The sequence below is a fragment of the Pseudomonas sp. CH61 genome, from assembly GCF_059429415.1.
Genome location: NZ_CM182098.1, coordinates 3,624,252 through 3,649,073, shown reverse-complemented (window position 1 = coordinate 3,649,073; position 24,822 = coordinate 3,624,252). Strand labels below are relative to the sequence as shown.

The window sequence follows — 24,822 nt, the reverse complement described above, 5'->3', positions numbered from 1 at the left end:
CGATGCCAAAACGGCCAACAGGTTCAAAGCAACCGACCTGCGTACAGGTCGGTTGTACACGCACTATTGAGCGTTCAACAGGGCTTCGACCGACATGCGCGCCGGTTTCGGTTGCCCGTCGGACGTCAGCAGGCCGAAGTTCTTCTCGCGATCGTTACTGCCGGAATCACTGTTCTTCCATTCGTAGATGGACGTCAGCGGGATGTTGAGTTTTTTAACATCGCCGATAAACGCGTTGATCTTGCTCGCCTGGCCTTCAGGCCCGCCGTTGGAGGCCAGTGCCGAGATACCCCACTCACTGATGATCCCGGGCACATGAAAGTTCTGCTGAATGAAGTTCTGCGCGTTGCTGATCTGCGTAGCCGTCATGCCGTAGGGGTGATAGGACACAGCGTTCAGGCATTTGGGGTATTCGCTGACGATGCGACTCAGTGCCACCGTTGAAGCAGAACCTGCGCTAGGTGGGCGGGCGAAACCGTAACCGATCACCGGCGTCGATGGCGGCTGTTCTTGCAGCGCCTTGCACACGCCGCTCATGAACGGCACAAACGTGGTGTCGAAATTGCGCGTCGGCCAGTAGGTTTCCAGGTCCGGTTCATTCCATAACTCGATCGCCACCAGTTGCGCGCTGTACGACTGTTGCAGCCCCGTCACGGCTTTGGCGAAGCCTTCACCGGCGGTGGTCAGCTCGGCGCTCGATGTGGCGGGCAACGCCTTGATCGCGCGGACCGTCAGCAACACCGGCAGGCCTGCAGATTGCGCCGCCGCAAAGGCATCGCTGACCTGTTTCTGATAAGCCTTGGCCGTCAGGCTGTCGCTCCACACACCGAAGCGGACAAAACCGAAACCGGCCGATTTGATCTGCGCGGCGTCGGCGGCCGTGAAGTTCTGGATCTTCACCTGCACGCCGATGTTCTTCGCCGGAAGGTTTGGAAACAGTTCGCTGGCGTGAACCTGAGTTGCAGCCCCGGCCATCATCAGTGCCAACGCGCCGAGTTTTTTGAGATGTGTTGTTTTCATGTCTGCTCTCCCGAAGAGAAGTGACAACTGCGAATAAATGATCTCGTTGCTCAATTTTCGAGTGAGGTGATGGCACTAAGTGCGCGAATGTTATTTTTTGTCGGAAAACAATCACGCGAAAATCACAGTTATTTTTAGTCCGCTAATTGTGGTTGGGGGGCTTTTAAACGCTGTGGTACTTAATGCTTCGGTACTAACAGGGCGAATCTATTTCCGAGTGAAGAAAGATCTGAGGGTTCATTAAATTGCTCTCGGGATGTTGGCCGTTTGACATTACACAGGAAAGTAAAACCTTGTTCAGAAAGATCCTTGTCGTTTGCGTGGGCAATATATGCCGTAGTCCGACGGCAGAACTGATGCTGCGTAACGCGCTGGCCCCCTCAGCGATCACCGTCTCCTCCGCAGGCCTGTCGGCACGGGTGGGCGAGGGCGTCGAAGCGTCCGCCCGGCAAGTGCTCGAAGACCATGGCCATAACGCCGAAGGCTTCATCGCACGGCAACTGACCGCAGACATCGTCAATGAATCAGACCTGATTCTGGTCATGGAAAAACAGCATGTTAATCAAGTATTGAAGATTGCCTCTCATGCCAGAGGCAAAGTATTTCTGCTCGGCAAGTGGCAGAGCGAGCGCGAAATACAAGATCCGTATCGTCAAGGCAAGGCCGCTTTTATTCATGCCCATGCATTGATTGAAGATGCTGTCAGCTCATGGGCACAACGCCTCGCGCGTTGATGAATATTCTTCAGATCAATGAATGGTAAGAACAGACTTATGCAGTTACCGTCCGTCATCGGCACCCGCGACAATGATCAAGACAGTATTGATCTTCTCGGCATATTCGGCAGTTTGATCGACCAGAAATGGTTGATCGGCGCGCTCACCGGCGCCTTTATGGTTACCGGTGTGGCCTACGCAGTGTTGGCCACGCCCGTGTACCTGGCGAATGCGCTGGTGCAGGTCGAGCCGAAAAAGAACGACATGCTCGGGTTCTCCGACCTCAACAGCATGCTCGGTGGGCAATCGCCGTCGGTGACCGAAATCGGCATCATCAAATCCCGCGCGGTGATCGGCAAAACTGTCGACGACTTGCGCCTGGACATCGATGTCACCCCCAATACCTTCCCGATGATTGGCGGCTTTCTCGCCCGGCGTTATCGCGGCGAGACCGAAACCAGCGTCGCCGCACCGCGTTTCGGCCTGAACAGTTACGCCTGGGGCGGTGAGCGTCTGGAGTTCGCCCGGCTCAATCTGCCGAAAGAACTGTTGGGCAAGAAACTCACCCTGATCGCCGGCGAACAGAAGCACTTCCAGTTGCTCGATGACAACGACAACCTGCTGGTCGAAGGCGCCGCCGGCGAAGCGTTCGCGCAGGACGGTGTAGAAGGGCAGATCAGCCAGTTGCTGGCCAACCCCGGCACGCGTTTCGAAGTGGTGCGCAACCCACGGATCGTGACCATTCAGGGTTATCAGGACGCACTGGATATCTCCGAGCAGGGCAAGGAATCAGGGATTATCAAACTGGCGCTGGCCAGCAGCGACGCCGCTGAAGCGGTGAAAATTCTCAACAAGATCGCCGCGCTTTATGTCGATCAGAACGTGCGCCGCACCTCGGCGGAAGCGGCGCAAAGTCTGGCCTTCCTGCAGAGCCAGTTGCCGCAGGTCAAACGTGATCTGGCCAAGGCCAGCGATGCGCTGAACGCCTACCAGACTCACGGCAAGACCGTGAACATCTCGCTGGAAACCCAGTCGGTGCTCGGTCAGTCGGTGGCGCTGGAAACGCGAATCTCCGAGCTGAAAATGCAGCAGGCGGAGATGGACCGCAAGTTCACTAAACAGCACCCGGCCTATCGCGCGTTGATGAGCCAGATCGGCGAGTTGACCCAGCAACAGAAGTCGCTGGAAGGCAAGGTCGGCGATCTGCCCGCGACCCAGCAGGAATTGCTCAACCTGACCCGCGATGTCGAAGTGGCTTCGCAGATCTACACGCAGTTGCTGAACAAATCCCAGGAGCTGGACATCGTCCGCGCCGGTGCCGTGGGTAACGTGCGTCTGGTCGACGCGGCGGATGTCGACCTGACCAGCCCGGTCAAACCGAAAAAAGCCCTGATTGTGCTGATTGCGACCTTCCTCGGCGCCTTCGTCGGCGTCGCTCTGGTGCTGCTGCGCAAATCCCTGAGCCGGGGTCTCGAAGGCCCGGAAGCCATCGAGCAACTTGGCTTGCCGGTGTACGCGTCGATTCCGTACAGCGCCTTGCAGGATGAAGAAGACAACAAAAAAGGCCGCGCCCGCGACGGTGTCGACAAGCCGGCGTATCTGTTGGCCCTGCGCAATCCGACGGATCTGTCGATCGAATCGATCCGCAGCCTGCGCACCTGCCTGCATTTCGCCGGGCTCGATTCGACCAACAACCGCATCATGATTTCCGGGCCGAGCCCGCAAGTCGGCAAGACCTTCGTCTCGTCCAACCTCGCCGCGGTCATGGCTTTGAGCGGCCAGCGCGTGGTGCTGATCGATGCCGACATGCGCAAAGGTCATCTGCACAAAACCCTCAACACACCGATCACTAATGGTTTGTCCGACCTGCTGGTCAAGCGTTGCAGCATCGATCAGGCGATCAACAAAATCGAAGTCGACAACCTGCACTTCATCAGTCGCGGTCAGGTGCCACCGAATCCGTCCGAGCTGTTGATGCACGCCAACTTCCGCGAATTGCTGGCGGAACTGAGCGAGCGCTACGACCTGGTGATCATCGATACGCCGCCGCTGCTGGCGGTGACCGATGCCGCGATTGTTGGCCGTGAAGCCGGGATCAGCCTGATCGTCACGCGCTTCGGGGTGAACCCGGCCAAGGAGATCGAACTGACCATTCGCCGCTTCGCGCAGAACGGCATCGAGCTCAAAGGCGCGGTGTTCAACGGCGTCGAGAAGCGTGCCGCCAGCTACTACGGCAATGGTGGTTACGGCTATTACAACTACGAATACGCGTCCGACAAATCCTGACTGTCAGCGACTGTTTTTTCCTGTTTGAAGTGGGTGATTTGTGAAGAAAATACTGCACGTGGCAGAGACGATCAAAGGTGGCGTCGCGACGGTGATCCGGACGATTTCGGCTTCGCCTGAAGGCGATGCGGCGAACTACGAGCTGGTCTATCTGGTCCCGGATGATCAGGCCAAAGAGTTGCACGGCATCGGCGCGCAACAGATCCGCACCTTCCCGCGCACCGGGCGCAATGTGCCGTCGTTGCTGCGTTTTGCTTGGCGTCTGACCCAAGTGATGCTCAAGGAAAAACCCGATGTGGTGCATTTGCACAGCACCTTTTCCGGAGTCATCGGCCGATGCGTGTGTGTGCTGTTGCGACCGTGGCGCAAGCCGAAAATCGTCTACTGCCCACACGCGTTTTCGTTCCTGATGGAAAGCTCGCCGACCAAGCAGAAAGTCTATGCGTGGATCGAGCGAGTCCTGCAGAAAGTCACCGACGTGATCATTTGCGTCAGCCAGTACGAACTCGACAAAGCCGCGCGCTTCGGCATCGAGCGCAAGCGCATGAAGCTGATCTATAACGGCATTCACCGCAAGGATGACGCGCCGAAAGCGGCGAGTCCCGAGCCGATTCATCTGCTCTTCGTCGGTCGCCTCGATTATCAGAAAGGCTTCGACGTGCTGCTCAAGGCCTTCGCCAACGTGCAGCGCAAAGACTTGAAGCTGACTGTGGTCGGCAGCGCGGTGAACGAGGACGCGGTGGAGTGCCCACCGATGGACTCTGTTGAATACCTGCCATGGGTCACGCCGAGCGAGGTGCAGGCGTTGTACCAGAAAGCCGATGCGTTGATTGTGCCGAGCCGCTGGGAAGGTTTCGCCATGGTGCCGCTGGAAGGCATGGCCATGGGCTTGCCGGTGATTGCCAGCAACTGCACGTCGCTGCCTGAACTGGTCACCAATGAAGTCTCCGGTTATGTCTTCCCGTCCGGTGATCACCAGGCGCTGGCCGATGTGCTGACGATCATCCAGAAGCCGCGCCTGCTCGACCTCGGTAACGAAGGACGGAGCATTGTCCGTGAGCGTTTCAGCGCCGCGTTGATGATTCGCCAGACCTACGACCTGTATCGCGCTCCCACTTTTTAAGTAGAACTCAAGCATATGAACGTAACGATTTTGCATGGCTACAGTGCGTCCAACTCCGGTGACGGCCTGCTCGTCGATCTGGCCATCGCGCTGGTGCAGCGCAACTTTGGTGAAGACACCGCGATCAGCGTGGTGGCTTCCGATCCGGACTCTTTCAGCTACTTGCCGCACCCGCGTTTTGACGCACCGGTGATGGCGGCCAAGGGTTTGGGCCGGGTCAAGCAAGCGGTGTTTCTCAATCAGTCCTACGCCGGGCTGGCGGATCTGCTGAAGAAAACCGACCTGATCGTTGGCGTCGGCGGCGGTTACATGCGCTCGAAAAGTGCCTTCGAACACATCAAGTTGAAACTCGGCCACGCCAAACAACTGGAAACCGCGATTCTCAGCAAAGTGCCGTCGGTGTACCTGCCGCAAAGCATCGGCCCGTTCCATGGCGAGAGCAGCAAGATCGTCGAGCACTACGCCAGCGCCGATGCGGTGTTCGTGCGCGACAATCGCTCTTCGGCGATTTTCGATGCCTGCGCCAACGTCTACCGCGCGCCGGATCTGGCCGTGCAATCGCTGGCGAGCAAAATCCTCCAGCAAGCGAAATTCACTCGCTGCGCGTCTTCGCCAGCCACCGTGTGCGTGGTACTGCGCAAGCCGCCGGAGTGGAGCAAGGAAAAGAAAGTCGCTTACGTGGCCAATCTGAAGTTGCTGCTGCAGCGTTTGAAGAACAAAAGCAAAGTGGTTTGCGCGGTACAGAGCGCGGTACGCGGCAACGATGACGGCGCGTTCTATCGCGAGCTGGGCATCACTGAAGATCTGCTGTCGTTGAAGGCGACGATTGCCAAATACCAACCGGACCTGGTGATTTCCGTGCGTTTGCACGGCGCCATCGAATCGCTGCTCTCGGGCGTGCCGGCGTACCACATCAGCTATGAACGCAAAGGCTTTGGCGCCTATCAGGACATGGGTGTCGAAGACTGGGTGATCAACGGCGGCGACATCAATGTCGACACCATCATCGACACGGTTTACGCACCGAATGCGCTGTCGAATTTCGGCAAACGCCTGACCGACACCTGCCGTGAAATCGAAGCGAAAACCGTGGCCATGGACGACATCATCAAGGGTGTCATTCGATGATATTTCGGCTGCTGCTTCGCGGCGGCGCGTTAGGCGCGAAGTTTTTGCTGGTGTTGGCGATCACCCATTACCTCGGGTATGAGGCGCTGGGTTTTTACGGCGTGGTGGTCGCAGCGTCGCTGATTGCGTCGAAGTTCTACAGCGTCGGTTTCAGTTCCGAGATCAATCGCTTGATCAGCGTCGGCGGCAGTTCGCGCCGCGTGGTCGACAAGGTTTTGCTGCTGTATCTGGCGGTGGGGCTGGTGCTGTCGGTGGTGACGGTGCTGATTTATTCACTGTTCCAGACAGTTGAAGCGACCGCCGCGCTGATCCTTTGCGTGACGCTGGTGTTGCTCACCGAACACCTGTCGTTCGAGATCAATTCCTTCGTGTTTTCTGCGCAGAAAGCCACGGCGGGCGCATTGCTGTTCTTCATCAAGACCGGCCTGTGGGCGGTGTTGGCGGTGGGCGGGATGATGCTCGACTGGGTGTCGGGAATCGCCAGCGTGTTGTGGCTGTGGATCGCCGCCAACGTGCTGGTGATCGTCGCCGGTTACCTGATCGTGGTGAACGTGCACAAGGGACGGGTCGCCGGTACGTTGGCCACGGCCACCGTGTGGAAGGCCGGGTTGCCGTTTTACCTCGGCACCGGTTTGATCGCGCTGAGTCAGTACGCCGAGCGCTTTCTGATCATCGATCTGGAGCCCTACGCCAGCCTCGGTAAATACGTCTACGCGTGGTCGGCGGCGAACACCTTGCAGGCGTTGTCGTACGCGGTGGTGGCGGTGGTCGGGATTCCGGTACTGGCCAAGCGTTTTCAGGCTGATCAGCAGGCATTCACGGTCAAGCAACTGTTCATCAACAAGTGGGTGATGCGCTCGCTTGTGGTGTCGGCGGCGGTGGCGGTGGCGATCTATGTGTTTTTCAACGTGGTGCTCGATTACGTCGCCACCAGCGTTCCGCGTCCGGACAACGCGATCCTCGGCGTACTGATTTTCTCCTTCGCCTTGCGCGCGATTGGCGACATCGTCTGGGGCGGGTTGATTGCCTCGAGAAACAGTCGCGTATCGCTCGCCAGTGCGGCGATCTGCCTGTTGGTTTCAGTGCCGGTGAGCTGGGTGCTGATCAAGCATTATTCGATCTACGGCGCGGCGTGGGGCAATGTCTTCGCGATCATCGTGCAGCTCGGTGTAATCGCCGTACTGACCCGCGTGACCGGTGCGAAGAAGGCTGCCGTGTCATGGGCCTGAAGCTGCCGTGCATCGAGTTTCGTGGCAAGCGACTCGATTCGTATGTCTCGTTCCTGATCCTGTTCACCGGGCTGTTTCTCTCGGTGGCGATGCCGCTGTTGATCCCGCGTGATCCGGGGCCGGATGCGATGACCTTGTGGTCGTCCTACGCGCGTGCCGACAACTGCAATTTCTGGAACCCGTTCTCGCCCGATCGCTCGTCCTACGAGTGTTCGGCGTTCCTGCTACGGCCCACCGGGATCAACCTGACCAATGCCTGGGCCTACGGCATGTTCTGTAATTTTTTCCTCACGGCGATTCCGGTGGTGGTGTTTCGGCGCATGCCGTTGGCGATCTTCGGCACGCTGTGTCTGTGGGGGATTGTGCGCTCGTTTTTCCTGGAGAACCTGACCAAGGAAATCATTGTGTCGGTGGCGGTTTTGAGCATTTTGCTCAGCTCGCTGACGCGTAAATATCGCGGAGGGTTTTTCCTGTCGGCAGTGATCTACGGCGTGTTGATCCGGCCTTACTGGATTCTGTTTTCGCTGTCGTGGGTTGGCGTCTGTGTGATGAAAAAGTACGTGTCGCGCACGACGTTCTTCCTGATGCTGTTCTTGTTTTATCTCGCGGTGGCGATGTCGATCCAGCTCGCACTGGGCTTTCCGGTGTCATCGATTCGCGCCAGTAACAACGAACTGCGCACGGCGGGCGAGGAGGGCTCGAAATCCTTGATCGTGTCGTGGCTCAGCGGCAGCGACTTCGTTTCGCAGGCGCTGGACTCGATGATCATCTTCTTCCGCCTGTCGTTCCCTGTGGAGCTGATTCTGCTGTCCGGGCCTGGGCAAGTGATCTTCGTGGCGTTGATGATCATGACCGCGTTGCTGCTGTTCAAAGTCATCACCTCGACCGATTACAAAGGCGCGCCGATCCAGACCAAACCCAAGGAACTGATCGCGATCCCGCTGGCGTTTCTGCTGGTGCAAGGGCTGTTCGAGCCGGACTTCGGCTCCTTCGCCCGGCACTTCTCGATGGTGGTGCCGGTGTTGTTCGTTGGCCTGGGCTTGATGCTGCGGGCGAACAAACCGGTGCAGGTTGAATCAAGAATTCTGAATTGAGGCAGGTGCTTTATGTCGAGCAAGAAAAAGTCCCTGGAGATTGAAACCCTGCGTGGCCTGGCGTGCCTGTTGCTGGTGCTGTATCACGTCATCGGGCCGTTGGGTGGCGGGTTGAAGATCGACATCGGCTCGCCGTTCCGGGTAATCGCCGACTCGATGGTGTACGTGCGTATGCCGCTGTTCACCTTCATTTCCGGGTACATCTATTCGATCTACAAGATTCGTGGCAATGACTTTTCCGCGTTCTTCAGCGGCAAGGTGCGGCGCTTGATCGTGCCGTTGTTTTGCGTCGGCGTGCCGTTCTCGGTGTTGCAAGCGGTGGGGCCGGGGGTGAACAAGGAGGTCGGGGTGATCGACGCGTTGCTGTCGTTCTGGGTGCCGATCAACCACTTCTGGTTCCTGCAGGCGGTGTTCATTATTTTCATGTTCGTCGGGCTGCTGGAGTGGCGCGGGATGCTGCGTTCGGCGACGCGGCTGTATGGGTTGTTTGCGTTTGCGGCGCTGTTGTTTTTGCTGCCACCGTTCAAGTTCGATGCGTTCGGGATTAACGGCGCGATTTACCTGTTGCCGTTTTTCGTGGCAGGGATGATTGGCCAGGAGAATGTCGACCGGTTGAAGCAGACGTTCAAAGTGATCGGGCCGCTGGTGTTTGTGTTGATCTCGCTGACGTTGTTGTATGTCGCGGCGATTGATCGCGAGCTGATTGTTGATCGTCGTAGCCTGATTGGTTTGACCGTGGGTTGTGTGTCCTGCATCGCCTTGCTGTCGAGTGATATGCGCTCGAAGGCGCTGACGTGGCTCGGTGGTTATTCGTATGCGATTTTCCTGTTTCATGTGCTGTTCGCGGCGACGTCGCGGTTTGTGCTGGGGCGGTTGGGGGTGAAGGATGAGAGCTTGCTGGTGCTGGGTGGCTTGAGTTGTGGCTTGCTTGGGCCGGTGCTGTTGTCGATGGTTTTCAGTCGGTTTAATTTCACTTCGGTGTTGTTCCTTGGTGAGCGGGCGGCGAAGAAGAAACCGTTGGTGCCCATCACTCCGGTGGTGCAAACCCACAGCAGCTAAGAGCTTCGCGAGCAGGCTCGCTCCCACAGGTTTTTTTGGTGTACACAGATTTAGCGGATGACCGCGACAAATGTAGGAGTGAGCCTGCTCGCGATAGCGTTGTGTCAGTCAATGCATTTGTATTGGATAGACCGCTATCGCGAGCAGGCTCACTCCTACAGTTGATCTGTGTACATCCCGGTATTCAGTGGGCCATTTCAGACTGAAGGAAATTTTGCATGTTGGCAGTAGATGACGCGCAACCCGTCGCAGCGTCGGTGGTTCAGGTAGGCGATGCCCGCGAGCGTTTTGCGCAGTGGCGTGAAGGCAAGGCCGGCGCGGTGTTGTCGGTCTCGGTGATCGGCGACAGCTACAGCGCCGGGCAGGATTTCTACCTGAACAAACTGGTGCAGCGCGTGGCCGGGGAGGTGGGTTTTGCCGGCCCAGGTTACGTCGGTTTCAACCACGGCGCGGCGCTGGGCGGCACGCATTTCAAATACACCCGCAGCAGTGACAAGTACTTTGGCGGCGACTGGAAGGTTTCAGACCTGGGCCAGGCGAGTCCGGACAGTCGCACGGTGACAGGCCGGCCCGGTGCATGGTTGCAAGTCGATGCGAGTCCGACGCCGCGCATCGATACCGCTGTCACTCAAGCGAAATTGCTTTACCTCGGCACTGGAGAATCCTCTGAGATCCGTTACCGCTGGTCACCTTCAGAAGATTGGCAGCCGATGACGCTGACAGGCGCCGGGGTTCAGGAAGTGCCATTGGCAGGCCTGTCTGCAGCGAAAGACTGGTCCTTCAAACTGGAAGTGGTGAAGGGCGCGCCGACGTTGTTCGGCCTGTGGATGAGCAATGATCAGAACGGCGTGCGGGTCTCGAAACTGGCGGCATCCGGCGCGGCCTCTGCGGACTTCTATCACAAGGATCCGCAATGGCAGGTGCAGTGGAAAGCCGCGGTGTCGAAGATCCCCGCTGATGTTTACCTGATCATGCTCGGTGGCAATGATCAGGGTTTCGGCGTGAAGCCAGCGCAGTATCTGCAGAACGTTCAGGGGCTGGTGGGCATGCTGCGTGAGATTCAACCGCAGGCGAGCATTAACTTGATCATGCGCCAGGACACCACGCGTTCCAGCGCTTACCCGATGTCGGCGTACGCGCAGGTGCTGGAACCTTGGGCGCGTGAGCAGCATTTGGGGTATGCCAATCTGCAATGTGCTTTCGGGCCGGACGTCAAACGCTACGCGGCGGCGATGATCGGCCCGGACAAGATTCATCCGCTGCCGGCCACGGGGGGGAAGGTGATTGCTGATTACTTCTATGGCTGGATCATGGGCGCCAAGGATCGTTGCGACACCGCCCCTAAATAACGCGCAAACCCCAGAGCGGTGATCGTTCCCACGCTCCGCGTGGGAATGCCGCCCGGGACGCTCCGCGTCCCTTCGCTGGGTGACGCAGAGCGTCGCTGGATGCATTCCCACGCAGAGCGTGGGAACGATCAGGTGAGGGGAGTTATTCGAAGGCGTCGACTTGCTCGAGCAATTCCGCAATCTTCTGCGGCATCAGCCGCGTATCGCAGCGCGTCTCAACGTTGATGATGATCGCCGGGTCGTTGCAGCAAATCCGCACGCGAAAGCGCCAGTCGCTGAAGATCACTTTCAGACCATCACGGTCATCCATCTCCAACGCCTGCTCGCCATAGAGCTTTTTCAAATGCGCGAGCAGCGGATACGGATCGCGCAACGGCCGGCGGATATCACCGGACGCCGGAAACACGCCAATTCGCTCCACCAGCAGAATCGTGCCCAGCCAGGACTCGTTGGCGCTGGGCAACGGCTGATGGCGGGACAGCCAGCTCATCACCCCGAGGTTACCCACCTCGCGTTCAATCTCTACGGAATGTTGTGCAATGTTCATGGTCGCCTCGTTGGGTGAAGGGAGCCGTCTCAGCGGCCCTTGAGGTAAACGTTTTCGTAGCAGAAATTGGTCGCCTGCAAGTAACCCTCGGCGTCACCGCAGTCAAAGCGCAGGCCTTTGAACTTGTAGGCCAGCACGCAACCGTTCTGCGCCTGCTTCATCAGTGCGTCGGTGATCTGGATTTCGCCGCCCTTGCCCGGCTGGGTGTCGGCGATCAGGTCGAAAATGTCCGGGGTGAGGATGTAGCGGCCGATGATCGCCAGGTTCGACGGCGCGTCTTGCGGGGCCGGTTTTTCCACCATGTTGTTGACCCGGTAAATGCCGTCGGACATCAGCTCGCCGGCAATCACCCCGTACTTGTGGGTCTGGTCGGCCGGGACTTCCTGGATGGCGACGATCGAGCAGCGGAACTTCTTGTACAGCTCAATCATCTGCGTGAGTACGCCGTCACCTTCCAGGTTCAGGCACAGGTCATCGGCCAGCACCACGGCAAACGGCTCATCGCCGATCAGTGGGCGACCGCTGAGAATCGCGTGGCCCAGACCTTTCATTTCCACCTGACGGGTGTAGGAGAAGGTGCAGGTGTCGATCAGCTCGCGGGTGCCGGCGAGGAATTTCTCTTTCTCGGTGCCACGGATCTGGTGTTCGAGTTCGTAGCTGATGTCGAAATGGTCTTCCAGCGCACGCTTGCCACGACCGGTAACGATGGCCATGTGTTGCAGACCGGCGTCCCGCGCTTCTTCAACGGCGTATTCGATCAACGGCTTGTTGACGATCGGCAGCATTTCTTTCGGCATGGCTTTAGTGGCCGGCAGGAAGCGCGTGCCATAGCCGGCAGCGGGAAACAAACATTTACGAATCATAAAAGTATCCTGGACAGTCATGGAACACAGGCGACAGATGCGCGCACTAATAAAGGGCGTGCAAGTTCAATGTTGGATTGAAGGCTTACTTTAATACCTGAGTCAGGTTATTAATGGCAAATGCGAGTGACGGTAAAACACGACAATGTTATGAGATGTCGGTAAGTGCGTTATTGGTTATTTTTAGTCGGTATCTGTTGATAGTGATGAGTGCACAGGGAGTGCTAATAAGTACCAAGCAATACAGTGTGACCTGCAAAAATATTTATTGCCAGTCATTGAACTAGTTTTGTTTTCGGTTGTTGTCGCCTTATTTGTGTGGATTGTGACACATCTTCAATAAATCAGGCTTGACACGCTACTTGTCACTCATCCAAAGACGGATAGCACTATGAAGATTCTGGTAACGGGTGGTGCCGGCTATATCGGCTCGCATACCACACTTGCATTGCTTGAAGCAGGTTATGAAGTTGTTGTACTGGATAATCTTTGCAACAGCAGTGAAGCCGCGTTGCACGCGGTTGAGGGCATTTGCGGCAAGAGTGCCTGGATGATCCGCGGCGATGTCTGTGACCGCGCACTGCTCGACCGGATTTTCCGCGAACACAACATCGCAGCGGTGCTGCATTTTGCCGGCCTGAAAGCGGTCGGCGAGAGCGTGCGCAAGCCGCTCGAGTACTACGAGACCAACGTCAGCGGCAGCATCAATCTGTGCCAGGCAATGGCGGCGGCGGGGGTGTTTCGCCTAGTGTTCAGCTCGTCGGCCACGGTCTACGGCGAGCCTGAGCAGATGCCGATCCGCGAGGATTTCCCCACCGGCAATCCGACCAATCCCTACGGCCAGTCCAAGCTGATCGTCGAGAACGTCCTGCGCGACCTGAGCTTGGCCGAGCCGCGCTGGAGCATAGCCTTGCTGCGTTACTTCAACCCGATCGGCGCCCACCATAGTGGCGATATGGGCGAAGACCCCAACGGCATCCCGAATAATCTGGTGCCTTACATCAGCCAGGTCGCGGTCGGCAGCCTTCAGGAGTTGTCGATCTTCGGCAACGATTACCCGACCATCGACGGTACCGGGGTGCGCGATTACATCCACGTCGTCGATCTGGCGGACGGCCATTTGAAGGCGCTGCAGTCGATTTCCGAACGCACCGGCATTCATACCTGGAACCTCGGCACCGGCGATGGCTACAGCGTGTTGCAAGTGCTCCACGCCTTCGAACAGGCCTGCGGGCAACCGGTGCCGTATCGGATGATGCCGCGCCGTTCCGGGGATATCGCCGAGAGCTGGGCCGATGCTTCCAAGGCTGCGAAGGAACTTGGCTGGAAAGCCACGCGCAACTTGCAGGATATGGTCACCGACACTTGGCGCTGGCAATCGAACCATCCCCAAGGCTACTTGCGATGATGGCCATTTAACCCAATGTTATTTTCAGTCAGCTTGTTAGATAACGTCGGGAAATTACACTGGCAATGCCTTTTGCAAGTCCGTAGATATAAACCTGCCGTTCGACTTTTATCAGTTGGGTAAGACTGTGAAAGAACAACGGATCTTGTCCGCGCTTTTTGCGGACTTGAACTCACCACCGCTAACTCAGGCCGGTTTTTTAACAGGTCGAATGTTAGAAAGGAGTTGATATGAAAAAAGTGATGGCAGTTGCCCTGTTGATGATGTTGAGCAACTGGGCTGCCGCCGCTGAAGCACCGCTGACAGCGGTAACCAATGTAGGTGGCAACGTGGCGGCTTCTCAAGCGCCCGCTGCCAGTACTGCAATGGTTGCCAGTGCTGTAGCGGCGTCTAACAGCGGTGGCAGTGCCAACGGCGGTACCACCGGTACGACGGGTACCACCGGTACAACCGGCACGCATAACTAACAGGAAGTTCTGTTAGTGCAGTACAGGGTCGCCCGACGCAAGTCGGGTGACTTTGTTTTTGGATTCGCCCTTGAATAGCGTAGTGCCATTATGACTCGTAGTGTTTATCTTTTAATGTTGGCAAGTCTCGCTTTGCAAGGTTGCATGTTTTCCCCCGGTCAATACCTCAGCACCAGTGACATCACCCGCCAGGGTGCCAGCGAAAGCAGCCGGGTCGAGCTGATCCCGATCACGCCCAAGCTGATTGCCATGAACCGCGCCACGCAAAAGCGTGAGTCGCTGCCGCCGGAGCTGTTGGCGACCCCGGCCGAATACCGCATCGGCAACAACGATGTTCTGTACATCACCGTATGGGATCACCCTGAGCTGACGGCCCCGTCCGGCGCGCAACAACAGATCGATGCCAACGGCCGTCTGGTGCGCTCCGATGGCACGCTCTATTACCCGTTCATCAAGGAAGTCCAGGCCACCGGCCGGACTATCCAGCAACTGCGCTCGGACATTGAACAACGGCTGTCGGCGTTCATCGCCGAGCCGCAGGTCGATGTCGCGGTGTTGCGTTTCGCCAGCCAGAAAGTCGTGGTCACCGGCGCGGTGGCCAAGGCCGGTCCGCAAGCGATTTCCACCAATCCGCTGAGCGTGGTCGAAGCCCTCGGTTCGGCCGGCATCGATACCAACAACGCCGATTTGTCCGGGCTGCTGCTGACGCGCAAAGGTCGCACTTATCCGCTCAATCTCGACTCGCTCAATCAGCAGGATTCCGAGTTGCAGAACGTCTACCTCAAGGGCGGCGATCAGCTGTATCTGCCGTACAACGACAACAAGCGCATCTACGTGATGGGCGAGGTCAACCAACCGCGTGCACTGAGTTTCAAGACCGCGACGATGAACCTCACCGACGTGCTCGGTTCGGTTGGCGGCCTGGCCCAGACCACCTCCAATGGCAACGCGGTGTATGTCATTCGTGGCGTGGAAAACCTCGATGTCGAACCGGCCAAGATCTACCAGTTGGAAGCCGAATCGCCGACCGCCATGGCGCTCGCTTCGCACTTCGAAGTGCGCCCGCAGGACGTGGTGTATGTCGGACCTGCCAACGTGACTCGCTGGAACCGTCTGATCAGCCAATTGGTGCCGTCGGCATCGATTGTCGGCACCGGCGCTTCCGCTGCGAAGAACTGGAGCGAATACAGTAACAACAGCAAATAAGGTCGCCGACTTTGAACATTTTGAAAGTTGGCCTGTGCCTGATGGCGGCCTCATTGCTGTGCGGCTGTAACCCGCTGATGAGCGCTTCGTTGAATAACCTTAAAGCGGCGGTCGTCGGCCCGGATGAAGTCGACGTGTCGGCGGCCGAAGTGGCCGGGGTCAATTATCCGCAAATGAAACTGACCACGCCGTCCGGCTCCGGGGTGCTGGCGCTGGTGCGCGAGCGCGAAGACCTGCAGTTCTGGGTCGCCTCGGGCAAACAGGTTCTGCTGCTGCGCAATGGCCTCGCCGTGCGCACCATTGGCCTGGGCCTGGAAGGCGATCTCGATGGCACGCGGCTGGCCGATGACTCGCCGTTCAAACAAGGCCTGCATCACGTCGCCGACGGTTTCACCACGCGGCGCTGGATCGACCTCTACAAGGGTCAGGAAGTCGGCGTGATCGTCAACAGCCGCTTCTCCCGCCGCTCCGAACAGACCCTGCAGATTCTCGACAAGGAATACACCGTGCTGCGTGTCGATGAACACATTGACGCCCCGGCCATCGGCCTGAGCGCGACCAATCGTTACTGGGTCGACCCGCGTGACGGTTTCATTTTGCAGAGCGAGCAGCAACTGACGTCGCAGTTGCGCGTCAAGGTTGTGCAACTGACCCCAGATCGCAGGCACCTGCCGTGATGCGCCTGAAAATGTTGTCGGCGAGCTTGTTGCTGGTCGCGAGTGTGAGTCAGGCGGCGGTCACGGTGTCGGGTGATGTCGCCAATCCCGGGCCGGTCAAGTTGCCACCCGGCGGGCGTTTACTCGATGTGATCAGCGAAGCGGTGCCGAATGCCGAAGGTTATTGGCTGGCGGGCGGCTTGCTGCGGCAGTCGCTGATTGAGGAGCAGACACGGCTCAAGATCGGCGTGCTGTTCGATCTCGACGTGCTGCAACGCATGTCGCTGCTGTTCGATCTGCCGAGTCGGGCGGCGCTGGCGCAGCGCATTGCCGAAGAAGTGCGGCAGATGCCGGTGACTGGGCGGCAGATCGCCGATCTCGATCCGGTCGCGTTGGAGGTTGGCTTCGCGCGCAACATTCGCCTCGATGACGGCGATCGTCTGGTTTATCCGAAACGCGTCGATGAAGTGCAAGTGCTCGGTGCCGTCGCCGAGCCGTGCCACTTGCCGTATCAGCCGTTGCAGGAGGCCCGTGAATACCTGCAAGGCTGTTCGATTCTGAGCGATGCCGAAGCCGATTACCTGTGGCTGATCCAGCCCAATGGCGCTGCGCAACGTGTCGGCATCGCCCACTGGAATCGCGAGAGCGGGCACTTTCCCGTGGCCGGCAGCAAGATTCTGGTGCCGTTGAAAAATGATGATCTTGATCCGCCTCTTCCTGAACTGAATCAGCAGTTGGCCGAATTCATTGCCACGCAGCTGGCCGAGGTGGTTCGTTGAAGTTACGTTTTGCAGCTGTGTTGTTATTGTCCTGCGGTCTGGCCCATGCCGAGCCGCGCATTACCCAGAATGACTTCGGTGGCACCGGTCTGTTGCAGACGCCGACCGCGCGCATGGCGCCCGCCGGCGAGTTGAGCGTCAACGCCAACCGCACCGACCCGTACAGCCGCTACAGCGTGTCGTTGCAGCCGCTGGACTGGCTCGAAGGCTCGTTTCGTTACACCGCGATCACCAACCGGCCGTACGGCTCGGAGGCCCTCAGCGGTAGTCAAAGCTATAAGGACAAGGCGGTCGACGTCAAAGTCCGGCTGTGGCAGGAAAGTCACTGGCTGCCCGACGTGGCGCTGGGTTTCCGAGATATCGGTGGTACCGGTTTGTTCTCCAGTGAATTTTTCGTCGCCAACAAGCGTTACGACAACTTCGATTTCAGTGCCGGGATTGCCTGGGGTTACCTCGGTAATCGCGGCGATATCGACAACCCGTTGGGCTACGTCAGCGATCGCTTCGATACCCGGCCGGCCCTCGAAGGCACCGGTGACGTTAACTCGGGTTCGTACTTTCGCGGCCGACCGTCGTTCTTCGGTGGCGTGAGCTATCAGACGCCGTGGGATCGCCTCAGCCTGAAACTCGAATTCGAAGGCAACGACTACAAGCACGAGCCGAAGGACAACGAGATCAAACAGGACTCACCAATCAACCTCGGCGCGGTGTTCAAAGTCACCGATTCGGTCGATGTCAGCGCGGCGTGGGAGCGCGGTAATACGGCGATGTTCGGTGTGACCTTTCACACCAATTTCGTCAGCCGCAAGGCACCGGCCAAGACCTACGACCCGACTCCGGAAGCGCTGCCGGCGAAGGTACCGAACACGGCGATGGATCAGGTCAACTGGGCCAACGTTTCGCAGCGTTTGCAGCAGAATGCCGGCTACAAGGTCGAGCGCATCACCCAGCGTGATTCCGAGCTGATCGTCTATGGCGAGCAGCAGCGTTACTTCCATTCGTCCAAGGCTGTCGGGCGGGCGAGCCGGATTCTCGACAACAGCGTTAACGACGACATCGACTGGTTCACCGTGGTCAACAAGCGCTACGACTTGCCGCTGGAAGAAACCAGTTTGCCGCGCCAGACCTTCCGCGAAGTGATCAACAACCAAGAGCCACTTGAATCGCTGCACCGCACCACCGAGATCAACCCGGCGATGCCGCACAACGAGAAAACCCTCTACACCGAAGCACCGCAGCATTTCAGTTATGGCGTGGGGCTGGGCTTCAAACAGAACGTTGGTGGTCCGGATGGCTTGCTCTATCAATTGAGCGCCGATGCCGACGCCGAATACCGCTTCAACCGCAACACCTGGTGGAGCGGTTTGCTTAGCGCCAACCTGGCCAACAACTTCGACAAATTCACCTACGACGCGCCGAGCGGTTTGCCGCGTGTGCGCACGGATTTGCGTCAGTACCTGACCACGTCTAACACCACCATGCCGTTGTTCCAGGTCAGCCATGCCGAGCAGTTGGATAAAGACTGGTACGGCATGGTCTATGGCGGTTATCTGGAATCGATGTTTGCCGGTGTCGGCGGTGAAGTGTTGTTCCGCCCGACCGGTGAGCGCTGGTCGGTGGGCGCGGATCTCAACTGGGTGCGGCAGCGCGATTTCGATCAGGGTTTTGCCCTGCGCGATTACTCGGTGGTGACCGGGCATGTCACGGCGTATACCGATTTGCCGTTCGATACCTTGGCGGCGGTGAGCGTCGGGCGTTATCTGGCCGGAGACTGGGGCGGCACGCTGGACATCTCGCGCGAGTTTTTCAATGGCGTGCGTTTTGGTGCGTGGGCGACGATCACCACGGCGGGCAGTGCCGAGTATGGCGAAGGTAGTTTCGACAAAGGCATCTACCTGTCGATCCCGTTCGACGAAATGATGAGCATGTCGACCATGCGCCGCGCCAACCTGGTCTGGGCCCCGCTGACCCGTGACGGTGGCGCGCGACTGAGTCGCAGCTACCAACTGCACTCGATGACCGATAGCCGGGAAGGGGACATGTTTTATCGTAATTTCGAGAAGATCACGGAGTAAGCGCAGATCTCCCGAACACCCTGGAACCTGTAGGAGTGAGCCTGCTCGCGATAGCGTTCGACCAGTCGACATCCCCGTTGCCTGACCCACCGCCATCGCGAGCAGGCTCACTCCTACATTGGTTATCTGTCACGCCCAAAATCCCCAGCCAACCACAAATCCCCTGTAGGAGTGAGCCTGCTCGCGATAGCGCAAGACCAGTCGACATCCCCGTTGCCTGACCCACCGCCATCGCGAGCAAGCTCGCTCCCACATTGGCTATTTGTCACACCACAAATCCCGAGCCAACCACAACTCCCCTGTAGGAGTGAGCCTGCTCGCGATAGCGTCCGAGCAGCCAACATCCCCGTTGCCTGACCCACCGCCATCGCGAGCAGGCTCACTCCTACAATGGTTATCTGTCACACCACAAATCCCGATGCCATCCCAAATCCCTGTGGGAGCGAGCCTGCTCGCGAAGGCGTCAGCACAGTCAGCATCGTGTTGCCTGACCCACCGCTTTCGCGAGCAGGCTCGCTCCCACAGTTTTGCATTCACCCGCAATCCAGCGCCGCTCCCAAATCCCACGCACAAAAAAGGGGACTTTCGTCCCCTTGCGGTATCCAGCTTCGAACCTCAGTAAATATCTTTCGACAGCAACGTAAACGGCGTCTTCACCAGGATCTTCAGATCCAGCCACAACGACCAACTGTTGATGTACTGCAGGTCAATCTCCACACGTTTCTGCATCTTGTCGATGGTGTCTGTCTCACCGCGGCAGCCGCTGATCTGGGCCAGGCCGGTGATCCCCGGTTTAATCCGGTGACGCGCCATGTACGCGAGGATTTTCCCCGAGTAGTAATTGTTGTGCGCGACGGCGTGCGGGCGCGGGCCGACCAAGGCCATGTGCCCCTGCAGCACGTTGAACAGTTGCGGCAATTCATCCAGCGAAGTGCGGCGGATAAAGCGACCGACTGCGGTAATACGCGAATCATTACGGCTGGCCTGCTTCACGTCACGGTCATCGTGAACACGCATCGAGCGGAACTTCCAGACCTTGATCACCTTGCCGTTCCAGCCATGTCGATCCTGCTTGAAGAACACCGGGCCGGGCGAGTTGATCTTCACCGCCAGCGCAATGATCAGCAGGATCGGACTCAGCGCGATGATTGCCAGAAACGCCACGGTTTTCTCGACCAGACTCTTGCTCAAAGCAGCGGTAGGGCGGCTGGTCAGCGGGCTTTCGTTCAAGTAGATCGCCGGCAAGCCGTCCACAACCTTCACCGAGTGATTCAGCAGGGTCAGACTGTTCAAGTCCGGCACCCACACCACATCAACGTTGGCCCCTAGCAAGTCACCATAAATCGCTTCGATTTTCGCTGCTTCAGACAACGGCAGGGTGATATACAAGCGACGGATGTCATGCGCCTCGATCAGTTCCAGCAACTGTTCCTGATCGCCGACCACGCGCGGTGCATCCGAACCCAGCGCAGACACATCGCCATTGCTGACCAAACCTACCAACGGCAGATTTTCCAGTTGGCTGAGCTTCTTCGCCAGACCCAATGCCAGTTCGCCGGTGCCGACGATCAGCGTCTTGTGCTCGCTTTTACGCGAGCGCTGGTAGTACTTGGAAAACGCATGCAGCGGAGCGTACAGAAACGCCTGACCGAGGAAGCCATACACCGCCCAGCTCAGAATCACCTGCCGCGAAAACAGCTCATCGGCCTGGCAGACAAAAGCGATACACGCCAACGCCGCCATGGTCATCGACCAACCCATGAACAGTCGACCGAGACCGGTCAGGTAATTGTCACGCTTGCGATACACACCGCTAAACGTATAAGCCGGCACCGACGCCAGTACCGCCAGCGTTGCACACATCCGGTAGTAGAACGCGACCGTCCCGGTGTGCTGCTCGGCGAGTATGAACAACAGCGTCACCACAAAGCCTTGTGCCAGCGCCCATTGGCCCCAAAAGGTCAGTCCCTTGAGGCCTGTGCTTCGATTGATACTTAAAGAAAGATCCATACGGTATCCCCAAAAGACGTCCATTCAGGTTTCAACAGTTGAAATCCGAGTTGTTATGCAGACTTATTGTTTTTGTTCTAACGAGTGTCCTGAGGTAACAACATCGATATGCCGAACTGTCGTCAGTCAATAGACTAAGTTATTGGCTGAAATGGTGTCTGACGAGTTCTAACAAGATGGCACAGTGCCAACTTTCTAATAATTAAATAGAGCAGTGTTAGAAAAGGTCGCAGAGGAGGGGGTGAATAAATGATGTTGTATTTGTTACTGTTGGAGGGGTGGAGGCAGGGAGTTTTTAATTCAAGGAGGGAAATGAAGCCAAACAGAGTGCTCTTGTTGTTTTTGTAATCGCACTTTTTCTGTTTGTTCTGTTCGTAGAGGTCTTGCGGGTTACGCGACGACTTCCTGAATCAGGCAATAACCGCGGTTTCTGACGGCACGAAACAGTCGCTCACCATTACTGGCGCTTTTGAATTTGTCTTGCAGACGACTCAGGCACATTTCCAGGCCGCGATATTGTTCCGGTTCTCGACCGATGCTGAGAATCAGCTCGTCACGACTGACAACACGCTCTTCATGGCTGAGCATTTTCCTGACCAATGCTGTTTCCAGGCCAGTCAGGCTGATTTCAACACCTTCTTTGACCAGTGCACCCTGATCAGGGTTGAGATGCCAGGTTTCATTGCCAGGCATATCACCTTCAATGGCGGGTGGCATATTGCGGGTTTCCGCGCTTATCGCCGGGACATGCTGGAAAGGATTGGCCGATTGCGCGGCGCGCCATTCGGACTCAAGCGTGGCCAATATTCGCTGAGTATCATGTTCGATACTGCGCGGGGCGTTTTTTCGACTGATGTTTGGATATGTGAACTCCATCACCATTGGAGCGGAAGAGGGCGAATCCACCCCTTCAAACGAATTGAAGCGTTCACTGGACAGCATGCTCTCCAGTTCACGTTGCGACGTTGTACTGTGAGTCACGACAACAAAATATTTCCTTGGGAGGGTTGTACTAGTTTCCATGTCTCTCTCCTAAATACATACCAAAATTGGCTAAAAGATAAATCGGCAGGCGAGCAATGACTTCCTCGGAAGTAATCGATAGGCAGGGTCTGGGCCCAAGAATGGCCCTCGATAAATTCCACTCGATCTGCTGCTATGTTATGGAGTTTTATTGTTATGGGTCGTGTTGTCGCGCTCATTCAATTGCTTGATTTCAAACAGGCGTGAAGCAGAAACGGAGCTATATGGTTGCATTAGACGATCCTTCGTACGTATGCAAAAGGGAAGGCTGCCCGAGAGTCAGGCAGTCGATATCAGACCCCGCAGCAGGCGATAGCCATAGCCGCGAATGCTCTGAATCGCGTTTGTACCATACATGTCCTTGATTTTTCCACGCAAGCGACTGATTGATTTTTCCAGTGCGCGAGGGTCGTAGAAATTGGTGTTGAGGCCCATGATGCTGGCGATTTCATCATGGCTCAGAATGTGATTGCTGGTTTGCGCGAAGGCTTCGAGGATCTTCATTTCGGCAAACGAGATATCGAGTTTCTTGCTGGTGCCCATCAGGCAGATACGGGTCGGATCAAGCGTCAGATCGATATCGCGTTGCCATTCTTCGCTGTTGAAGAACTCGCCCAGCAACTCGGCGCTATCGTCGGAAAGGGTATTGAGCTTGATACAAACATCCGCGCCAGCCAGATAATATTTGATCTTGTTGAAGGCGCCGCGACCGGTGATGACCGCGCAAATGATCGGCTTCAAGTTGTCGCTGCGCAGGTTCTCGACCAGCGCAAGATTGTCTTCGAGGGCCTGTGGGCTGTCGATAACCAGGAATATCGCTCGATACGAACCAGACTGTTCATTCAACTGATATGAACTAGTGTACGCATCGGCTTCGAGCGCCACATCAGTGCGTAAATGCTGGGCGACTAGCGCTTTGAAATGTTCAGCCACGCCACGGGTACGACCCAGAGTAAGAACACCAGGTTCGTCGTTTGTCGGGCGCGGACTTCTAGTCGCTAAGTTCCCTGAGAGCATCATGCATTGACTCGAATTAAGTGCTGACATCGGGATGTTAAAGCACCGGTTCTCATCTGTGACTGACAATTGGTAACATTTGCGCGGATTTTAGACGTGTCTCCCGAGTTTTCTAACAATAATTAAGCTTTTCAAGCTTTTAGTTGATTTTCTCGGAGGGGTGAACTACTGCTTAGATGGTGGCGATATGCAATGGTGCCACTATTTTGAGCTTATTGCGATGGCTTTGTCTATGTCCATCTGCCACTGTCTGGCCATCTCTGCATAATGTGATATTGATCACACTTTATTGTCCGAGCAACTTTTTTCTGCAGAAAGGCCTAAATATTTTCTGCGTAGTTCGTCAGCCGACGATTACTAACATGGCTTGAGTGTGTCTTTTAATAAGACGTAATCTTTATGGCTGATGAACTTTTGCGTTTATGTATGTCAATGGTCTCACTGCAGATACTCAACCCCTGAGTGTTATTACCCGGTCGCTCGCCAAGAGCGCTCTGACGGAGGATTAATGGATTTCTGGACCCTTTTCCAGGTGTTGATATTAGGTGCGGTAGAAGGCCTGACCGAGTTCTTGCCGATCTCGAGTACCGGCCACCAGATCATCGTCGCCGACCTGCTGGAATTCGGCGGTGAACGCGCCATGGCCTTCAACATCATTATTCAACTGGGTGCCATTCTTGCCGTCGTCTGGGAGTTTCGACCGAAGATCTTTGAAATCATCAAAGGCCTGCCCACCGAACGTAATGCACAACGTTTCACCCTCAATTTGCTGATCGCCTTTCTGCCCGCCGTGGTCCTGGGCGTGTTGTTCGCCGATGCGATCCACGAATACCTGTTCAACCCGATCACCGTCGCCGTGGCACTGGTCGTCGGCGGTATCATCATGTTGTGGGCCGAACAGCGCAGCCATGTGATCAGCGTCGAACACGTCGACGACATGCGCTGGTCTCACGCACTGAAAGTCGGATTCGTACAATGCCTGGCGATGATTCCCGGTACCTCGCGCTCCGGCTCGACCATCATCGGCGGTCTGCTCTTTGGCCTGTCGCGCAAAGCCGCCACCGAGTTCTCGTTCTTCCTTGCCATGCCAACCATGGTTGGTGCCGCCGTCTACTCCGGCTACAAATACCGCGACCTGTTCCAGCCCAACGACCTGCCAGTCTTCGCCCTCGGCTTCGTCACCGCATTCATCTTCGCGATGATCGCCGTGCGCGGCTTGCTCAAGTTTATTGCCAACCACAGCTACGCCGCGTTCGCCTGGTATCGGATCGCGTTTGGCTTGTTGATTCTGGCAACGTGGCTGTTTGGCTGGGTCAACTGGACCGCCGCAGCGGCCGCCTGATCACTGAGCGCTGATCAACGCCGCAACGGCGAGATCGTTTAACGCCGAATCCGGCGACTCCTGGCGATAGCGCTGCAAGGCCGAGGTGAAATACGCGGCCTGCAGCATGCCGTCGCTGGCCAGATAGAGTCGCGCGTCTTCTTGCTCCTCGGCGGAGTAAACACGCTTGTGACTGTCGGTCGTTTCCTGGCTAGCCGAAAAAGGTGCGAGAAATAAAGACACCAAGGTGAGCCCGGAAATCTGCGTGACCTCCCACGGCGTATCGGTACGGCCCATACAAAAGCCATCGCAGTGCGCATAAACGTCGCAAGTGAAGCTGAATAAGGCGAGGAGGGTGAAGCGCTTGAAAGCAGAAAAAGTAAACGCGGGCATAAACAAAAGACATCCTGTCAGTACAACAAAACAACGGGCGACGCTCATGCATC

Annotated in this window: 22 protein-coding genes; 15 read left to right on the top strand and 7 right to left on the bottom strand. The window is 57.1% G+C overall.

Annotation, left to right across the window (positions count from 1 at the left end; translation table 11 throughout):
* Positions 1-63: 63 nt before the first annotated feature.
* On the bottom strand, positions 64-1,020 hold the full coding sequence (locus AC5SEM_RS16295; RefSeq protein WP_495470836.1) for a cellulase family glycosylhydrolase: 957 nt from the start codon (positions 1,018-1,020) through the stop codon (positions 64-66).
* Positions 1,021-1,313: 293 nt separating this feature from the next.
* Between AC5SEM_RS16295 and AC5SEM_RS16290 the strand changes: the two genes are divergently transcribed.
* The 8 genes from AC5SEM_RS16290 (at position 1,314) to AC5SEM_RS16255 (ending at position 11,004) form a co-directional block, all read left to right on the top strand.
* Positions 1,314-1,754, top strand: coding sequence for a low molecular weight protein-tyrosine-phosphatase (locus AC5SEM_RS16290; protein WP_077573818.1), 441 nt, complete (start codon positions 1,314-1,316; stop codon positions 1,752-1,754).
* Between the two features lie 39 nt (positions 1,755-1,793).
* The gene (locus AC5SEM_RS16285) at positions 1,794-4,022 is read left to right on the top strand and encodes a polysaccharide biosynthesis tyrosine autokinase (protein ID WP_495470835.1); all 2,229 of its coding nucleotides are present in this window, start codon (positions 1,794-1,796) and stop codon (positions 4,020-4,022) included.
* Between the two features lie 40 nt (positions 4,023-4,062).
* Entirely contained in the window at positions 4,063-5,145 is a 1,083-nt protein-coding gene (locus AC5SEM_RS16280; protein WP_095124333.1) for a glycosyltransferase family 4 protein, read from the top strand.
* Between the two features lie 15 nt (positions 5,146-5,160).
* Positions 5,161-6,273, top strand: a complete 1,113-nt coding sequence (locus tag AC5SEM_RS16275; protein ID WP_277758600.1) for a polysaccharide pyruvyl transferase family protein — start codon at positions 5,161-5,163, stop codon at positions 6,271-6,273.
* Positions 6,270-7,502 carry an MATE family efflux transporter gene (locus tag AC5SEM_RS16270; protein WP_495470834.1) on the top strand — a complete coding sequence of 411 codons (1,233 nt, stop codon included), beginning with the start codon at positions 6,270-6,272 and terminating at the stop codon, positions 7,500-7,502. Before AC5SEM_RS16275 ends, AC5SEM_RS16270 begins: the two co-directional genes overlap by 4 nt.
* The gene (locus AC5SEM_RS16265) at positions 7,493-8,596 is read left to right on the top strand and encodes a hypothetical protein (protein ID WP_016986717.1); all 1,104 of its coding nucleotides are present in this window, start codon (positions 7,493-7,495) and stop codon (positions 8,594-8,596) included. Before AC5SEM_RS16270 ends, AC5SEM_RS16265 begins: the two co-directional genes overlap by 10 nt.
* A 12-nt stretch (positions 8,597-8,608) precedes the next feature.
* Complete coding sequence (locus tag AC5SEM_RS16260) at positions 8,609-9,655, top strand: acyltransferase family protein (protein WP_495470833.1); 1,047 nt, start codon at positions 8,609-8,611, stop codon at positions 9,653-9,655.
* 218 nt (positions 9,656-9,873) lie between these two features.
* Positions 9,874-11,004 (top strand): SGNH/GDSL hydrolase family protein, encoded by a 1,131-nt coding sequence (locus AC5SEM_RS16255; RefSeq protein WP_495470832.1) that lies wholly within the window; start codon positions 9,874-9,876, stop codon positions 11,002-11,004.
* 142 nt (positions 11,005-11,146) lie between these two features.
* Here AC5SEM_RS16255 and AC5SEM_RS16250 read toward each other — a convergent pair whose 3' ends face one another.
* Positions 11,147-11,551, bottom strand: a complete 405-nt coding sequence (locus AC5SEM_RS16250) for a phosphohexomutase domain-containing protein (RefSeq protein ID WP_463575269.1) — start codon at positions 11,549-11,551, stop codon at positions 11,147-11,149.
* A gap of 29 nt (positions 11,552-11,580) precedes the next feature.
* A complete protein-coding gene (galU, locus tag AC5SEM_RS16245) occupies positions 11,581-12,414 on the bottom strand; it encodes a UTP--glucose-1-phosphate uridylyltransferase GalU (RefSeq protein WP_007910549.1) in 834 nt (277 codons plus the stop codon).
* A gap of 391 nt (positions 12,415-12,805) precedes the next feature.
* Here galU and galE point away from each other — a divergent pair, with 391 nt between their 5' ends.
* The 6 genes from galE to AC5SEM_RS16215 all read left to right on the top strand — a co-directional run bounded on the left by galE (position 12,806) and on the right by AC5SEM_RS16215 (position 19,005).
* Positions 12,806-13,822, top strand: a complete 1,017-nt coding sequence (gene galE / locus AC5SEM_RS16240; RefSeq protein WP_495470831.1) for a UDP-glucose 4-epimerase GalE — start codon at positions 12,806-12,808, stop codon at positions 13,820-13,822.
* Positions 13,823-14,052: 230 nt separating this feature from the next.
* Positions 14,053-14,289: a hypothetical protein gene (locus tag AC5SEM_RS16235; RefSeq protein ID WP_282358727.1), complete on the top strand. Its 237-nt coding sequence runs from the start codon at positions 14,053-14,055 to the stop codon at positions 14,287-14,289.
* A 90-nt stretch (positions 14,290-14,379) separates the two neighbouring features.
* Positions 14,380-15,495, top strand: coding sequence for a polysaccharide biosynthesis/export family protein (locus tag AC5SEM_RS16230; protein ID WP_016985642.1), 1,116 nt, complete (start codon positions 14,380-14,382; stop codon positions 15,493-15,495).
* Between the two features lie 11 nt (positions 15,496-15,506).
* Complete coding sequence (locus tag AC5SEM_RS16225) at positions 15,507-16,172, top strand: YjbF family lipoprotein (protein WP_405123192.1); 666 nt, start codon at positions 15,507-15,509, stop codon at positions 16,170-16,172.
* Positions 16,172-16,930, top strand: a complete 759-nt coding sequence (locus tag AC5SEM_RS16220) for a capsule biosynthesis GfcC family protein (protein WP_495473474.1) — start codon at positions 16,172-16,174, stop codon at positions 16,928-16,930. The genes AC5SEM_RS16225 and AC5SEM_RS16220 overlap by 1 nt, the downstream gene beginning before the upstream one ends.
* Positions 16,927-19,005, top strand: a complete 2,079-nt coding sequence (locus AC5SEM_RS16215; protein WP_495470830.1) for a YjbH domain-containing protein — start codon at positions 16,927-16,929, stop codon at positions 19,003-19,005. The genes AC5SEM_RS16220 and AC5SEM_RS16215 overlap by 4 nt, the downstream gene beginning before the upstream one ends.
* 615 nt (positions 19,006-19,620) lie before the next feature.
* Here AC5SEM_RS16215 and AC5SEM_RS16210 read toward each other — a convergent pair.
* The 3 genes from AC5SEM_RS16210 to AC5SEM_RS16200 all read right to left on the bottom strand — a co-directional run bounded on the left by AC5SEM_RS16210 (position 19,621) and on the right by AC5SEM_RS16200 (position 23,058).
* A complete protein-coding gene (locus AC5SEM_RS16210) occupies positions 19,621-21,015 on the bottom strand; it encodes an undecaprenyl-phosphate glucose phosphotransferase (protein WP_127929126.1) in 1,395 nt (464 codons plus the stop codon).
* Between the two features lie 390 nt (positions 21,016-21,405).
* Positions 21,406-22,038, bottom strand: a complete 633-nt coding sequence (locus tag AC5SEM_RS16205; RefSeq protein WP_371042653.1) for a winged helix-turn-helix domain-containing protein — start codon at positions 22,036-22,038, stop codon at positions 21,406-21,408.
* Positions 22,039-22,317: 279 nt separating this feature from the next.
* A complete protein-coding gene (locus AC5SEM_RS16200) occupies positions 22,318-23,058 on the bottom strand; it encodes a winged helix-turn-helix domain-containing protein (RefSeq protein WP_150731707.1) in 741 nt (246 codons plus the stop codon).
* Positions 23,059-23,563: 505 nt separating this feature from the next.
* Here AC5SEM_RS16200 and AC5SEM_RS16195 point away from each other — a divergent pair.
* A complete protein-coding gene (locus tag AC5SEM_RS16195; RefSeq protein WP_102902269.1) occupies positions 23,564-24,397 on the top strand; it encodes an undecaprenyl-diphosphate phosphatase in 834 nt (277 codons plus the stop codon).
* On the opposite strand, the gene AC5SEM_RS16190 is transcribed toward AC5SEM_RS16195, so the two are convergent.
* Positions 24,398-24,817, bottom strand: a complete 420-nt coding sequence (locus AC5SEM_RS16190; protein WP_495470829.1) for a DUF2388 domain-containing protein — start codon at positions 24,815-24,817, stop codon at positions 24,398-24,400. It lies immediately after the preceding gene.
* Between the last annotated feature and the right edge of the window lie 5 nt (positions 24,818-24,822).